This window comes from Vibrio tubiashii (assembly GCF_028551255.1).
In the GTDB taxonomy this organism is placed as follows: Bacteria; Pseudomonadota; Gammaproteobacteria; order Enterobacterales; family Vibrionaceae; genus Vibrio; species Vibrio tubiashii_B.
This window is the reverse complement of record NZ_CP117029.1, coordinates 2696563-2711897: the sequence shown is the minus strand read 5'-3', so window position 1 is coordinate 2711897 and position 15335 is coordinate 2696563. Positions and strand designations below refer to the sequence as shown.

At 46.5% G+C, this 15335-nt stretch carries 10 protein-coding genes; 8 read left to right on the top strand and 2 right to left on the bottom strand.

Annotated elements, in window-relative coordinates; translation table 11 throughout:
* The first annotated feature begins 1 nt into the window (after position 1).
* Complete coding sequence (gene acpS / locus LYZ37_RS12395; protein WP_272785682.1) at positions 2 to 382, top strand: holo-ACP synthase; 381 nt, start codon at positions 2 to 4, stop codon at positions 380 to 382.
* A 51-nt stretch (positions 383 to 433) separates the two neighbouring features.
* On the opposite strand, the gene barA is transcribed toward acpS, so the two are convergent.
* Complete coding sequence (gene barA, locus LYZ37_RS12390) at positions 434 to 3226, bottom strand: two-component sensor histidine kinase BarA (RefSeq protein WP_272785681.1); 2793 nt, start codon at positions 3224 to 3226, stop codon at positions 434 to 436.
* A gap of 183 nt (positions 3227 to 3409) precedes the next feature.
* Between barA and rlmD the strand changes: the two genes are divergently transcribed.
* The 5 genes from rlmD (at position 3410) to eno (ending at position 11319) form a co-directional block, all read left to right on the top strand.
* The gene (rlmD, locus tag LYZ37_RS12385) at positions 3410 to 4729 is read left to right on the top strand and encodes a 23S rRNA (uracil(1939)-C(5))-methyltransferase RlmD (protein ID WP_272785679.1); all 1320 of its coding nucleotides are present in this window, start codon (positions 3410 to 3412) and stop codon (positions 4727 to 4729) included.
* Between the two features lie 72 nt (positions 4730 to 4801).
* Positions 4802 to 7021 (top strand): GTP diphosphokinase, encoded by a 2220-nt coding sequence (relA, locus tag LYZ37_RS12380; RefSeq protein WP_004744749.1) that lies wholly within the window; start codon positions 4802 to 4804, stop codon positions 7019 to 7021.
* A 322-nt stretch (positions 7022 to 7343) separates the two neighbouring features.
* Positions 7344 to 8156, top strand: a complete 813-nt coding sequence (gene mazG, locus LYZ37_RS12375; protein ID WP_272785678.1) for a nucleoside triphosphate pyrophosphohydrolase — start codon at positions 7344 to 7346, stop codon at positions 8154 to 8156.
* 146 nt (positions 8157 to 8302) lie between these two features.
* Complete coding sequence (locus LYZ37_RS12370) at positions 8303 to 9943, top strand: CTP synthase (RefSeq protein WP_272785677.1); 1641 nt, start codon at positions 8303 to 8305, stop codon at positions 9941 to 9943.
* Positions 9944 to 10020: 77 nt separating this feature from the next.
* Positions 10021 to 11319, top strand: coding sequence for a phosphopyruvate hydratase (gene eno, locus LYZ37_RS12365; RefSeq protein ID WP_272785676.1), 1299 nt, complete (start codon positions 10021 to 10023; stop codon positions 11317 to 11319).
* Between the two features lie 250 nt (positions 11320 to 11569).
* Here the strand turns inward: eno and LYZ37_RS12360 are convergent, their stop codons facing one another.
* Positions 11570 to 12778: a multifunctional CCA addition/repair protein gene (locus LYZ37_RS12360; protein ID WP_272785675.1), complete on the bottom strand. Its 1209-nt coding sequence runs from the start codon at positions 12776 to 12778 to the stop codon at positions 11570 to 11572.
* A gap of 88 nt (positions 12779 to 12866) precedes the next feature.
* Between LYZ37_RS12360 and LYZ37_RS12355 the strand changes: the two genes are divergently transcribed.
* Both LYZ37_RS12355 and LYZ37_RS12350 read left to right on the top strand, forming a co-directional pair.
* Entirely contained in the window at positions 12867 to 14489 is a 1623-nt protein-coding gene (locus LYZ37_RS12355; protein ID WP_272785674.1) for an ExeA family protein, read from the top strand.
* Positions 14482 to 15285 (top strand): general secretion pathway protein GspB, encoded by an 804-nt coding sequence (locus LYZ37_RS12350; protein WP_272785673.1) that lies wholly within the window; start codon positions 14482 to 14484, stop codon positions 15283 to 15285. Before LYZ37_RS12355 ends, LYZ37_RS12350 begins: the two co-directional genes overlap by 8 nt.
* Positions 15286 to 15335: the final 50 nt, after the last annotated feature.

Here is a 15335-nt window from a genome sequence, read left to right as displayed (position 1 = left end):
CATGGCAATTGTAGGTCTAGGAACAGACATCGCGGAGATTGAACGAGTTGAAAAGGCTCTGGGTCGAAGTGGTGAGCCTTTTGCTAAGCGTATCTTGACCCAAGCGGAATTAGAGAAGTTTTTGACGCTTAAGCAGCAAGGAAGATTTCTTGCAAAACGCTTTGCCGCGAAAGAGGCCGCATCTAAAGCGCTAGGCACTGGGATTGCGTTGGGCGTGAGTTTCCACGACTTTGAAATAACCAACGACGAGTTGGGAAAACCAGTGTTAAACCTTACAGGCAAGGCACTGGAAATTGCCAAACAAAAACAGGTGGATCATATCCACCTGTCTATTTCCGATGAGCGACACTACGCAGTCGCAACGGTTATTCTAGAGAGCTAAAATCTAGCTCTCTAGCTCTCTAGCTCTCTAGCTCTCTAGCTCTCCAGTACCCTAATTCCCTAATAAGTAGGGCTGAGCGCTCGCCACCACTTTTTCCATCTCATCTTGCAGTTCGAATAATTCGGGCTCAATATCCTCAATCGCAGCACCTGAACGAAGGGTTTTCTCTATCGTCGCGCAGACACTTTTCAAGCGCGGAACACCACAATAAGAGCTGCTGCCATGGAGCTTGTGTACGTGATGAATGAGTTGTTCAGTATCAAAATGATCATCTTCAAGAGCGCCTTCAACAATCGCGTTCACTTCAGGAATGTAATCGACCAACATCTTGAGCATGTCGCGTGCTAGATCTTCTTTATTGGCAGACTGTTTAAGGGCGGCTTGCCAGTCAATGATCATATTGCTGTGTTCAATTGGAGTCGCTTCTTCCTCTTGAGCTTCGATAGTCACAGGGCTTGAAGTAATTTCGAGTTTCTCTAACTCTTGCTCGTTGGTGTGCGGGTTCCAATGCATCAGGACTTGTTGCAACACATGTTCCTCGATTGGTTTGGTGAGATAATCATCCATGCCTGCCTGAAGTAAGCGGTCGCGTTCACCGCTCATCGCATGGGCGGTTACCGCTATGACAGGCGTGTTCGCGTTGAGCTCAGTTTGTTTGATCTTGCCACATGCGGTCACACCGTCCATATGCGGCATTTGGATGTCCATCAAGATGATATCAAAGTGCTGAACTTCCGCTTGCTTGACTGCATCGACGCCGTTAGTGCAAGTAATCACACTTTCCACTCGCTCTTGGAGTAAGGCGCTGATCAGCTTCAAGTTAGCTGGGTTATCGTCAACAGCCATCACTCGCAGCGGCAATGTTTCGCGGTTTTCTGCTGGGCTTTCAAGCAGAGGAATACTCTCTTGGTTTGCCGCTAAGGTTTGCAGAAGTTTACGACGCGATAACGGCTTGGTAATACAGTGAATATGGTATTTCTGAATCAAGTGATCTGACAGCGCTAGCGCAGTACTTGGTGTGCCCACGACCACATGAGGTGCGCAGCGCATCGCTTGCTCAACCATCAATTGAACTGAGGTGGTGTCGTTGTCTTTGTTTGGTGAAAGGTTGAGAAGCACATAGTCAAAGCTTTCAGCTTCCTCTGGCAAGGATGAGCGATAGGTCACCACCAAGCCCTCTTGAACCAAGGTTTGCTGAATAACAGACGCCGCTTGCATATTTGGCTCGACTAACAGCAAGGTGCGTTGGCGCAGCACTTGGGTTTCAATCAGGTCGCTGACTGGCATATCTGTAGAAGAGAGTCGCAGCGTAAACCAGAACGTCGAACCTTGGTGCAATCGGCTTGTTAGGCTGATTTCACCGCCCATCTGGCTGACTAGTTTTTGGGTGATAACAAGGCCTAATCCTGTACCGCCATAACGTCTTGAAATGCTGGCGTCAGCTTGGCTAAAGGCTTGGAATAGCTGCGATTGCTGGCGCTCAGAAATACCGATACCTGTATCGCGCACCATAAATTGCAGTTCAACCGAATCATCTCGTTGCGAGCGCAGCTCGACGCTAATATCGATGTTGCCGCGTTCAGTAAATTTAATCGAGTTACCGACAAGGTTAGTCAGAACCTGTTGAATACGTAATGGGTCGCCAACCAGTCCGGTTGGGATCTTAGGATCAACTTTCAGTGTCAGTTCGAGCCCTTTTTCGTGGGCGCTGGTGGCTTGGAGGCTAACCACTTCTTCAAGCGAGCCTTGGAAATCAAATGGAATATTTTCCAGAGCCAGTTTACCCGCCTCAAGCTTCGAAAAGTCGAGAATATCATTGATGATATTAAGCAGGTTATTGGCCGATTTTTCGATCGTTTGTAGGTAATCTGTTTGGCTATTGGTTAAGGTCGTTTTCAGCATTTGACGAGTGAAACCAATTACACCATTAAGTGGCGTGCGCAGCTCATGGGACATGTTAGCTAAGAACTCTGATTTAACCCGTGCCGCTTCTTGGGCGCGTTTTTTCGCGATATCTAGCTCGACGTTTTGAATTTCCAACTGCTCTAAGGTTTCTCGCAAGTCGGAAGTCGCTTGGTCAATACTGTGCTGCATTTCTACATGGTACTCTGACAGCGACACTGCCATCGCGTTGATACCGTTTTTCAGCGAGTCTAGCTCACCGTGCATCTTGCCTTCGATACGTACATCGAGGTGACCACGACGAATCCGGTCAACCATGTTTTTCATGTGCGAGATTGGCCTTGTCACGTCGTACATCAAGCGATAAGCAAAGACGGCAGATAAGCCTAAGCCAATCAGCAAGACTAAAAACGCAGAGAAAATTTCTTGATACTGTTGTAAACGCAGCGAGGATAAATCGAGCTCAATAGCTACATAGCCGAGAGCCGGGTTAGCGTTTGGCCCTTTCATCGTCGCGACAAGTCCAGATTCAGCAATGACAGGGGCGCGAAGAATGAGAGTGTTTTCTTGTAAATCTGAACTGACTAACAACGGAATAGGCGCATTGCGCGGAAACGTCAGTAATTCAAAGTTGGGATGGAAGTTAGAGGTAACAAACAGTTCGTGGTTGTAGTCAAACACCGCGATACTGCGAACAAATTTAGAATTCTTACGATGGGCGTAGCTGATGATACGGCGCACCGATTCGCGGCTGTTATTCTTTAATCCATCTTCACTGGCGATCGCCAGCGGTTCGATAATACTTAATCCTGAATTGATAACCTGCTTTTCTAAGTCGTGATAGCGGTTGAAAGAGAAAAAAGCACTCAGAAGCAGTCCGATAATTAACGTCGGCGCTAAGGTAAGAGTAATAACGCGGGCGCGTAAGCCATATCTTGTCATTATTGTCTAAACATCGTGGTGTGGATATGGGAAAATAACTTCCAAAATAAAAGAAGCCGTCGAAGTAATCACCTAAGCATAATCAACTCAGTCGGCTCAGACAATGATTCAAGCGTAAAAGCTTGGGACACAAGCAGCAATTCGAGCAATAGGCCGTAAGGTCATAAATAGTAGGCACAAAGCATGGCGCGTTTTTTCCAACCAAAGAAGAAAACTCAACTGAATACCAAACATCAATCGCTGACGGTTGAAAAGTTGGATCATCACGGCGCAGGCATGGCCTACCAGAATAAAAAGCCCATTTTTATAGAAGGTGCTTTGCCAGGTGAGCAAGTTCTCGCTCAGCTGACAGAAAGTAAGAGCAAGTTTGCCCGTGCCAAGTTAATTAAGATTCAAAAAGCTAGCGAACAACGCATAGCGCCATTTTGCCAACATTATGCAGAGTGTGGCGGCTGTAATATGCAGCATTTATCTGTAGAGGCGCAGCAAGAGTACAAGCAGCAGACACTGAGTCAGTTGATGAGTAAATTTGCAGGGCAAAGCGTTGCACTAAGCGCCCCTGTTGTGGGAGATGAGCGTGGCTATCGTCGTCGTGCCCGCGTCAGCATCAAGCTGAACAAGAAGACACGCCAGCTTGAGTTTGGCTTTCGTAAGAAACAGAGCAAAGACATTGTCACTGTGACCCATTGTCCTGTTTTAGATATCGAACTGGATAATTTATTAGCGCCACTTTATGAGCTGCTCAGTGGCTTCTCCAACCAAGAGAACATCGGCCATGTGGAGCTAGTTAAAGGCGACAATACTAAAGTGATTGTTCTGCGCCATCTAAAAGCTCTCAAAGAGAGTGAGCAAAAACTGCTGGAGCAGTTCGCGGCAGAAAATCAGGCGAGCTTATATCTGATGCCGGAAAGCGATCTGCTTAATCGAGTTGTGGGTGAATCGGCTCATTATCTAGAAGCGGGCGTGACAATACCGTTTGAGCCAAACAACTTTATTCAAGTAAACCAGAACGTCAATCAAGCCATGGTTGAGCAAGCGCTGTCTTGGCTTGAGTTGAGTGAGCAAGACAGAGTATTAGACCTGTTTTGTGGTTTGGGTAATTTTAGTTTGCCAATGGCAAAACAAGTGGCAAGTGTTGTCGGGGTGGAAGGCGTCGATGTCATGGTTGAAAAAGCCGCCAACAATGCCCAAGTTAACGGTATCAATAACACCGCTTTCTACCAGGCCAATTTGGAACAAGATGTGTCTGGTCAGCCCTGGGCAACGGAAAATTTTGATAAAATACTGCTTGATCCAGCAAGAGCAGGGGCGAGTGGTATCATCGAACAGATTTCTGTTTTGGGTGCGAGTCGAGTGGTATATGTGTCGTGTAATCCAGCGACGCTTGCCAGAGATTCACAAAGCTTGCTCAATCAAGGCTACAAATTACAAAAATTAGGTATGCTCGATATGTTTCCGCATACAAGCCATTTAGAATCTATGGCGCTCTTTGTAAAGGATTAAAACGAACTTCCCTACTAGTCGGCAGTCTGAACAGGGGCAGTTCGAAAATAGAAAAATAACAGGACGAAAATAATGGTTGCGGTAAGAAGCGCACATTTAAATCAAGACGAACAGTTTGAGCTAGATAAGTGGATTTCTAGCTTAGGGCAAGACCCTAAAGTGGCTAAGCGCTTAAAAGAAGTTTACCTCCAGGGTGAGGCGATTTTACAAGATAACGATCAAGGCCAGCTACTCTTGTGGCGCGGGCGTGAAATGATCGAAATTCTTATCACTCTGTCGATGGACAAAGCGACCCTTGTCGCTGCATTGTTGTTTCCGCTGGTGTCGAGCGGCGCGTATAGCCGAGAGCAGTTCGAAGAAGATTTCGGTAAAGAGACCATTAAGCTGATTGATGGCGTTGAAGAGATGGCCGCACTTGGTCAATTGAACGTGACTCTTGAAGGCAGTGCTGCCTCTTCTCAGGTCGATAACGTACGTCGCATGCTACTGGCTATGGTGGATGATTTCCGCTGCGTCGTTATCAAACTTGCCGAGCGCATCTGTAACCTAATTGAAGTGAAAAAAGCGCCAGATGAGGTACGCCGAGCAGCCGCTCAAGAATGTACTAACATCTATGCACCACTAGCGAACCGCCTTGGTATCGGTCAGCTAAAGTGGGAAATCGAAGATTACGCTTTCCGTTACCAACAACCTGATACCTACAAACAGATCGCTAAGCAGCTTTCTGAGCGTCGCATTGTCCGTGAGCAGTACATCAAAGACTTTGTTGATGACCTAACGTCTGAAATGAAAGGCTCTTCTATTAATGCAGAGGTGAGTGGGCGTCCTAAGCACATCTACAGCATCTGGCGCAAAATGCAGAAGAAAGGCCTCGCGTTTGACGAACTATTCGATGTTCGAGCGGTGCGTATTATCGCCGACAAGCTGCAAGATTGTTACGCGGCACTCGGGACTGTGCATACCAAGTATAAGCACCTGCCAAGTGAATTTGATGACTACGTGGCTAACCCTAAACCTAACGGTTACCAGTCAATTCATACAGTGATTCTTGGCCCAGAAGGTAAGACGATTGAGATTCAGATTCGCACTAAAGACATGCACGAAGATTCTGAGCTAGGTGTTGCCGCGCACTGGAAATACAAAGAAGGTGGCGGCGGCCGCAGTGGTTACGACGAGAAAATTACTTGGCTGCGTAAGCTACTGGATTGGCAAGAAGAGATGTCTGACTCGGGTGAAATGCTTGATGAACTACGTAGTCAGGTATTTGATGACCGTGTGTATGCCTTTACCCCGCGTGGTGATGTGGTCGACCTACCAATGGGAGCAACACCACTCGATTTTGCTTACCATATTCACTCTGAAGTCGGTCACCGCTGTATTGGTGCCAAGGTCGCTGGGCGTATTGTTCCGTTTACCCACAAACTGGCAATGGGTGATCAAGTTGAGATCATCACCTCTAAAGAGCCCAATCCATCTCGTGATTGGCTAAACCCTTCTATGGGCTTTGTGACTTCAGGCCGAGCACGCGCGAAAATCAATGCGTGGTTCCGTAAGCAAAGCCGTGAGAAAAACGTCGAAGCTGGTCGCGATATTCTCGAAGTAGAATTGCAGAAAATTGGTGCGACTTTAAAAGATGCTGAGCAGTATGCGTTGAAGCGTTTTAACGTCAACAGCACTGATGAGCTGTACGTTGGCATCGGAAGCGGTGATTTACGTATCAACCAAGTGATCAACCACATCAATGCCTTGGTCAATAAGCCAACCGCAGAAGAAGAAGATCAGCAGGCCCTTGAGAAGCTTCAAGAGGCAGAAAGCAAAGCACCAGCGCAAAGTCGTCCGAAGAAAGATGCCGTTGTGGTGGAAGGTGTCGATAACTTAATGACCCACCTTGCCCGTTGTTGTCAGCCGATCCCTGGTGATGAGATCGCCGGTTACATCACGCAAGGTCGCGGCATTTCAGTGCACCGAGCAGACTGTGAACAACTTGAAGAACTGCGCCACCATGCACCAGAGCGTATTATCGACACGGTGTGGGGCAGTGGCTTTGTTGGCTCTTACATCCTAACCGTTCGCGTTGAAGCGATGGAGCGCGGTGGACTGCTTAAAGACATCACGACTCTGTTTGCTAACGAGAAGATCAAAGTGACCAGTATGAAGAGTCGTGTTGATTATCGTACTCAAATGTCGATCATGGACTTTGACTTGGAAGTGACCAACGTTGAGATTCTGCAACGCGTTTCTAAACGAGTTGAGCAGATTAAAGATGTTATGTCGGTCAAGCGCCTAGGCTAATTTTTACGTTGTATTTGGCTTTCTAGCGGCGTTAGTTGCACTTATATCGCTCCATCACATAGGCAAGCTATGCTCAGGAGTCTCATAAGTTTACTGCCTTGCTAGAATAACCAACTACTTAGTAAAAAAGCAAACATTGTCATTCCCTACAGTGAGGAACGAACGTGATAGGGAATCTCTTAAAACGCTTAGAGATCCTCAACTCGCTTATAATTCGCTCTTGAGGATGACAATAATGATTTTAAAGGTGAGTGGTTTTGGCTGCTCACCTTTTTATTTAAATGAATGTTCTTTAGATAGCAGATTTAAAGGAAGAAGGAATATGAGTCACCCGATTGAACAGTTAGAACAGATTATGGCGCAGCTTCGTGACCCAGAAAGCGGTTGCCCTTGGGATCTAAAACAAAGCTTTGACACTATTGTTCCTCACACCATTGAAGAGACCTATGAAGTTGTTGATGCGATTCAGAATCGCGATTGGTCGAACCTAAAAGAGGAACTGGGTGATCTTCTCTTTCAAGTTATCTTCTACAGCCAACTGGCTAAAGAGCAGCAACTGTTTGATTTCTCGGAAGTGGTCGAAACCGTCAATGAGAAGCTGACCCGTCGTCATCCGCATGTTTTCTCTGATGTCGAGTTTGAATCGGATGAGCAGATCAATGCCAACTGGGAAGCGGAAAAAGCAAAAGAAAAAGCTCAGGTAGGCAAAAAAGAACAAAGTATTCTAGACTCAATACCAAATTCTCTACCTGCGTTATCTCGTGCCACAAAAATACAAAAGAAAGTGGCGAAACACGGATTTGATTGGGACTCGCTTGGCCCGGTAGTCGGTAAGGTTAAGGAAGAGATAGAAGAGGTGATGGAAGAGGCCCTGCAAGTCTCTCCTGATGAAGAAAAAATTGAACTTGAGCTCGGAGACCTGCTGTTTGCAACGGTCAACTTATCGCGTCATTTAGGTAAAGACCCAGAGGTCGCGCTGAGTAAAGCCAACCTTAAATTTGCTAAGCGATTTAAAGGTGTCGAAACCATAGTCGCCAAGCAAGGTAAACGACTAATAGATTACGATTTAGATCAGTTAGATGCGTTTTGGGACAGAGTAAAAGCGCTAGAAGTAGATAAAGGTAGTGGCAACTAATCCGTTACTCGAATTTGATTTGAAGCAAAAAATAAAAAATTGCAGTGTGATAGATTTCACGTTGTGGCGGTTAAGGGCTTCTGGTATATTTATATCCCGTCCAGAAGAAATCCATTTTCCCTCATTCAACCAATTTCAGGTTAAACATGACGACAAATTACATTTTTGTTACTGGCGGGGTTGTATCCTCTCTAGGTAAAGGTATTGCAGCAGCATCGCTTGCAGCTATTTTAGAAGCTCGTGGTCTTAAAGTGACTATGATGAAGCTTGACCCTTACATCAACGTTGATCCAGGCACAATGAGCCCGACTCAACACGGTGAGGTGTTCGTCACTGAAGATGGCGCTGAAACTGACCTAGACCTTGGTCACTACGAGCGTTTCATCCGCACCAAAATGACTAAGCGTAACAACTTCACTGCAGGTCGTGTTTACTCAGACGTTCTAGCTAAAGAGCGTCGTGGTGATTACCTAGGTGCAACGATTCAGGTTATCCCTCACATCACTAACTCTATCAAAGACCGCGTAATCGCAGGTTCTGAAGGTCATGATGTTGCTATCGTTGAAGTGGGCGGTACGGTAGGTGATATCGAGTCTCTGCCATTTATGGAAGCTATTCGTCAGCTAGCAGTAGAGCTAGGCCGTGAACGTGCAATGTTCATGCACCTAACACTGGTTCCTTACCTAGCAGCAGCGGGCGAAGTGAAAACTAAACCGACTCAGCACTCTGTAAAAGAGCTGCTTTCTATCGGTATCCAGCCAGATATTCTTGTTTGTCGCTCTGATCGTATGATCCCTGCGAATGAACGTAAGAAGATCGCTCTTTTCTGTAACGTTTCAGAGAAAGCGGTTATCTCTATGAAGGACGTAGATTCAATCTACAAGATCCCTCAACTAATCAAATCTCAAGGTTTAGACGACCTAGTATGTACTCGATTCGGCATTACTGCTCCTGAAGCAGATCTGTCAGAATGGGAACAGGTAATCTACGAAGAAGCGAACCCAACGGGTGAAGTGACTATCGGTATGGTTGGTAAGTACATCGAACTACCAGATGCTTACAAATCAGTAAACGAAGCACTTAAGCACGCAGGTCTTAAGAATCGTCTAAGCGTTAAGATTAAGTACGTTGATTCACAAGACGTAGAAAGCAAAGGTAATGAAGCGCTAGAAGGTCTAGACGCGATCCTAGTACCAGGTGGCTTCGGTGACCGTGGTGTGGAAGGTAAGATCCTTGCGGCTAAATACGCGCGTGAAAACAAAGTACCTTACCTAGGTATTTGTCTAGGTATGCAAGTGGCATTAATCGAATACGCGCGCAACGTTGCGGGTATGGAAGGTGCACACTCAACAGAATTTAACAAAGAGACTAAATACCCTGTAGTTGGTCTGATTACTGAGTGGGTAGACGGTGATGGTAACGTTGAAGAGCGTACTGAGAAGTCTGACCTAGGCGGTACAATGCGTCTTGGTTCACAGCTATGTCACCTTGAGAAAGGGACAAAAGCGCGTGAACTATACGGTAGCGCGACAATCCACGAACGTCACCGCCACCGTTACGAAGTGAACAACAATCTTCGTCCACAGATTGAAAAAGCAGGCCTGAAAGTTTCTGGTCTGTCTGCTGACAAGAAACTGGTTGAAGTCATTGAGAACCCAGCTCACCCATGGTTTGTAGCGGCTCAATTCCACCCAGAGTTCACTTCAACACCTCGCGATGGTCACCCACTGTTTGCAGGTTTCGTGAAAGCGGCTGGTGAATACCAACGCGACGAATTAGAGAAGTAAAGGATACGGGCAGTAGCGTTAGTAGTGCTGCTGCCCTTAATTTTGACATTATATATTCAACGAGAAGGAAACATTCAATGTCTAAGATCGTTAAAGTTCTAGGTCGTGAAATCATCGATTCACGTGGTAACCCAACTGTAGAAGCTGAAGTACACCTAGAAGGCGGTTTCGTAGGTATGGCTGCTGCTCCATCTGGCGCATCAACTGGTTCACGTGAAGCTCTTGAGCTACGTGACGGCGACAAAGCTCGTTTCCTAGGTAAAGGTGTTCTTAAAGCTGTTGAAGCTGTAAACGGTGCAATCGCTGAAGCTCTAGTTGGTAAAGACGCTAAAGACCAAGCTGCAATCGACGCAGTAATGATCGAGCTAGACGGTACTGAAAACAAATCTAAGTTCGGTGCTAACGCAATCCTAGCTGTTTCTCTAGCTAACGCTAAAGCTGCTGCAGCGGCTAAAGGCATGCCTCTATACGAGCACATTGCAGAACTAAACGGTACTGCTGGTCAGTTCTCTATGCCTCTACCAATGATGAACATCATCAACGGTGGTGAGCACGCAGACAACAACGTTGACATCCAAGAGTTCATGATCCAACCAGTTGGCGCTAAGACTCTTAAAGAAGGTCTACGTATCGGTGCTGAAGTATTCCACAACCTAGCTAAAGTTCTTAAGTCTAAAGGCTACAGCACTGCAGTTGGTGACGAAGGTGGTTTCGCTCCTAACCTTAAGTCTAACGCTGAAGCTCTAGAAGTTATCGCAGAAGCTGTTGCTGCTGCAGGTTACGAACTAGGTAAAGACGTAACTCTAGCTATGGACTGTGCTGCATCTGAGTTCTTCGACAAAGAAGCAGGCATCTACAACATGAAGGGCGAAGGTAAGACTTTCTCTTCTGAAGAGTTCAACCACTACCTAGCTGAGCTAGCTAACCAGTTCCCAATCGTTTCTATCGAAGACGGTCTAGACGAGTCTGATTGGGCTGGCTTCAAGCACCAAACTGAACTACTAGGTGACAAGCTTCAACTAGTAGGTGACGATCTATTCGTTACTAACACTAAGATCCTTGCTGAAGGTATCGAGAAAGGCGTAGCTAACTCTATCCTTATCAAGTTCAACCAAATCGGTTCTCTAACTGAGACTCTAGCAGCAATCAAGATGGCTAAAGATGCAGGTTACACAGCAGTAATCTCTCACCGTTCTGGCGAAACTGAAGATGCAACTATCGCTGACCTAGCGGTAGGTACTGCTGCAGGTCAAATCAAGACTGGTTCTATGAGCCGTTCTGACCGTGTTGCTAAGTACAACCAGCTAATCCGTATCGAAGAAGCTCTAGGTGCTAAAGCTCCTTACAACGGTCTAAAAGAAGTTAAAGGTCAATAATCTCTCGTAGATTATTAATCTAAGCTTTGAATGCCTCGCAATAGCGGGGCATTTTTTATTGGGAGACGGGAACGGACTTCGTCCTATAGAACACTTCGTTTCGGGAAAACGGGATCGGGCTTCGCCCTGCTAGAAAACTAGAGTTGCTCCCTCAATAACAGCGCAGTAATTTAGTTCTCCAGTTCTCCAGTTCTCCAGTTCTCCAGTTCTCCAGTTCTCCAGTTCTCCAGTTCTCCAGTTCTCCAGTTCTCTAGCCCTTTATCGCATCAACCCGACGCTTTTCCATCTCAGTGCGAATATCAGCGCCCTTAAACCCATCTTTAATAATGTCTTGCACGTTGACGGAAAGTGCGGCTTTGTAAGCCTGTTCAAAAATGGCTTTTTGCGGGTAGTCGATATCTTCAAATCCAGTGCGCCCACGGCTATCAGCCATACAACAAATCAGAATGTCTTGTAAGCGTTCCGGCTTGCGCCATACATCGAACTTGTTCAGTACTTTGAGTTTAGTTTCTGGGCGAAGCTCGGCAGCTCGATGAATATTGGAGTGCTGCTCACAGACCATCAAGGCGAGGTGACGATATTCATTAGGGACTCTTACTCGCTCGCACAGCGCTTTAATCAGCTTCAGTCCAGTATGACAGTGCATCTTATGACTCGGCCATTCAAACTCAGGCGTAATGCCTTTGCCAAGATCATGGACTTGAGAGGCAAACCTTACTGGAAGAGACTCGCTAAGTAGTGCGGCTTGTTTAGCGACCATCAGCGTGTGGATACCTGTATCAATCTCAGGGTGCCACTTTTCAGGTTGTGGAACCCCGAACAGGGCATCAAGCTCAGGCAAGACAACTTTTAGAGCACCACACTGCTTTAAGACGGAGAGAAATACTTGCGGGTCTTGGGTTGATAACGACTTATGCCACTCTTGCCAAACTCGTTCAGCGGTTAAGTGTTCTAGCTCACCAGAGTTGGCAATGTGGCGCATTAGCTCAATAGTTTCATCGGCAACGCTAAAACCTAGGTGATGAAGCTTAGCGGCAAAGCGCGCGACTCGCAGTACGCGGAGAGGATCTTCGGTAAACGCTTGAGAAACATGGCGTAAGATCCGATCGTTGAGATCTCGCTGACCATTAAAGGGATCGATGATATTGCCATCAGGATCTTGCGCCATCGCATTGATGGTCAGATCGCGTCTGAGCAGGTCTTCTTCTAAGGTGACATCGGCGGCAAAGTAACATTCAAACCCGGTATAGCCAGAGCCGACTTTACGTTCAGTTCTTGCAAGTGCATGTTCTTCTTTACTCTCTGGGTGAAGAAATACAGGGAAGTCTTTACCAACCGCGGTATAGCCTTTGTTAAGTAGCTCTTCAGGGGTTGAACCAACAACAACCCAGTCTCTATCATAGACATCAATATCTAGCAGTTGATCGCGAACTGCGCCGCCAACAAGGTATCTTTGCACCTAGCTCTCCCTTTTCATCAGTTTGGCATTGGCTAATTGTGCCAGCAATGGTACTTTTCTTAGCACTAAATTCCCAGAGAAGAGAGTTATGTATCAACAACATTTTGCACTGACAGAATTGCCATTTTCTATTGTGCCTAATTCTCGTTTCCTCTATCAGAGTCGGCGCCATAAAGAAGCTATCTTTCAAATCCAAGCTGGGCTAGGTGAAGGTGGCGGTTTCGCTATGCTGACGGGTGAAGTGGGAACCGGTAAAACGACCATTGCAAAATCGATACTTAAAACTCTAGCAGACAACACGCGCGCAGGGCTGATCTTAAATCCGACTTTCTCAAATATTGAGTTGTTAGAAGCAGTGTGCGATGAGTTCGATATCCATTATCAGGAAAACGCGTCTCTAAAGCAGCTTAATCAGTTGATTCACCAGTTTCTATTGGATAACCATGCTAATCGGGTTCAAGCCCTATTGGTGATTGATGAAGCTCAGCATTTATCGGCAGATGTTCTCGAACAACTACGCTTACTGACCAACCTTGAAACGGAAAGCCAAAAGCTACTTAAGGTGCTGTTGATTGGTCAGCCCGAGTTACAGCAGAAACTGCAAATGCCGCAATTAAGGCAGTTAGCACAGCGAATTACCGCCCGATATCATTTGTTGCCTCTTAATCAAGACGAGACCAGAGACTATATTAAGTTTCGTCTCGCTTTGGCTGGTGGTAATCCTGAACTCTTCTCGGTTCAATCAATTAAGTATATTGCTCGGCAAACGCAGGGCATTCCACGTCTGATTAACTTGGTGTGTGATGCGAGCCTTAAGCAAGCTTATAGCATTGGGGAACCGCAGCCGACACATAATACCGTTGTGGCAGCCTGCGATGATGTAATGAGCTTTCAAACTGGCTCAGTGCCGCCTGCTGCGAGTAGGGTTTCTAGTAAAAAAGTTTCCCTTTCTCCGAGCGTACTTTCTATTCTCGTCGGGAGTATCTTGTCGATTGGCGCATACTACGCGACGCCGACACTTGTAGCACCCGTTGTCGTTAATCATCTACAACAGCAATTCCCAGCGGTTGAAAACGTACAGCAGCAAAAAAATGTCTTCCCCCAGGCTTTGAAGGCGCAACTTAATCAAGCCAACAATCAAGAAGCGGCGATTGCCGCTTTATATAAAGTGTGGGGATATCGAGCTTCAGTATTGGATCAGTTGTGTCTTGATAATGGCGAAGCGCTGTTTCGCTGTGCACTTGAAAACGGCTCTCTGGAACAGCTTGCCGAGAAAAATGCGCCTGTTGTGCTGACATTGAATATTGACCAGCAACCTCGTTTCGCTGTGTTGTTAGGGCTATCTGATTCCCATGTTCAGCTGTTAGCTAACGATCAAGTTTTCGAGTTTGAGCGTGAATGGCTAAGCAGTATTTGGCAGGGCGAATATCGCGAGATATGGCAGGGCTATTGGAACCAAACCTTAAAACCGGGTATGAGCGGCGAGGCTATCGCGGTGTTAGATCAGCACCTTTCCCAAGTATTAGGGGAACAGCCTTCTGGAAAAAGTCAGTTTAATGAGCAGCTTAAACATAAAGTTGAGTTGTTCCAACGTTGGCAAGGGTTAACGGTGGATGGTATTGCGGGGCGAAAAACACTACGTCTTTTGGAGAAGCTTTCTCAGCCACAAGCGCCTACATTAACGTCTCGTGAGGTCAGTTCTAATGTCTAAAGTCATGCAAGCCTTAGAGCACTCTGAGCGCAGTCATCAAAACCTTTCATCTCTACAGCAAGCACCTGCTCATGCTGTCGAGCAGCAGAAAGAATCTCGCCGAGGACGCAACATCGCATTCGCGCTACTTCCGCCTGTATTGGTTGCAGGGGTAATGGCATTTCAAACCTATCAAGCAGAGAAACAGCGTTGGTTGGAGCATAATGTTGCCGAAACCGTTCTAGTTGAAGTCCCTTTTGAATACACGGCTAGCCAAGCTCCTGATTTTGGCCCTTTGGCTGTCACTTATCGTGACAATAGCAGTTCGGCGCAGAGTGATTGGTTGAACCAAATTGAGCAGGATAACAGTTCATTACCTCAAGAAGTTTTAGAGCAGGCGAGCACGGTTGGCAGTCAGGTTGATAGCAATGCAACAGAGAGTCATATCTCTGAAGGCAGTGATGACCTGCTGTCTGGGCTTGATTTGTCGCAGCTATCGCCAGAGTTAGCGCAGCGTTTTGAGTCTGCGCTGAGTAGCAATGCTAAACCAGAATCGAACAGACAAAACAGTGAAGCTTCGAACCTGTCTCAACAAGCGGAACGTTGGTATGGCAAGCTGCCCGCCTTAAATTTCCAAACTCACGTCTATTCGAGCAAACCAAGCAAACGATGGGTCAAGATCAACGGTGTTGAGTATAACCAAGGTGATTGGGTGAGTGACAATATTGAGCTGGTGGCCATTGAGCAGCAATCTTGTTTGATACGCTTTAATGGCGAGTTAATCGAAGTGCCTGCACTGTATGATTGGAAAGGCTAGCAGGCCAGGTTGAGCCGATTCAGAGGATCAAAAAAGGTCACCTCGGTGAC

What these genes read in the sequence shown, in the direction of transcription:
- acpS (WP_272785682.1), top strand. Translation starts at nt 2, where the DNA reads ATGGCAATTGTAGGTCTAGGAACAGACATCGCGGAGATTGAACGAGTT.
- barA (WP_272785681.1), bottom strand. Translation starts at nt 3,226, where the DNA reads ATGACAAGATATGGCTTACGCGCCCGCGTTATTACTCTTACCTTAGCG.
- rlmD (WP_272785679.1), top strand. Translation starts at nt 3,410, where the DNA reads ATGGCGCGTTTTTTCCAACCAAAGAAGAAAACTCAACTGAATACCAAA.
- relA (WP_004744749.1), top strand. Translation starts at nt 4,802, where the DNA reads ATGGTTGCGGTAAGAAGCGCACATTTAAATCAAGACGAACAGTTTGAG.
- mazG (WP_272785678.1), top strand. Translation starts at nt 7,344, where the DNA reads ATGAGTCACCCGATTGAACAGTTAGAACAGATTATGGCGCAGCTTCGT.
- LYZ37_RS12370 (WP_272785677.1), top strand. Translation starts at nt 8,303, where the DNA reads ATGACGACAAATTACATTTTTGTTACTGGCGGGGTTGTATCCTCTCTA.
- eno (WP_272785676.1), top strand. Translation starts at nt 10,021, where the DNA reads ATGTCTAAGATCGTTAAAGTTCTAGGTCGTGAAATCATCGATTCACGT.
- LYZ37_RS12355 (WP_272785674.1), top strand. Translation starts at nt 12,867, where the DNA reads ATGTATCAACAACATTTTGCACTGACAGAATTGCCATTTTCTATTGTG.
- LYZ37_RS12350 (WP_272785673.1), top strand. Translation starts at nt 14,482, where the DNA reads ATGTCTAAAGTCATGCAAGCCTTAGAGCACTCTGAGCGCAGTCATCAA.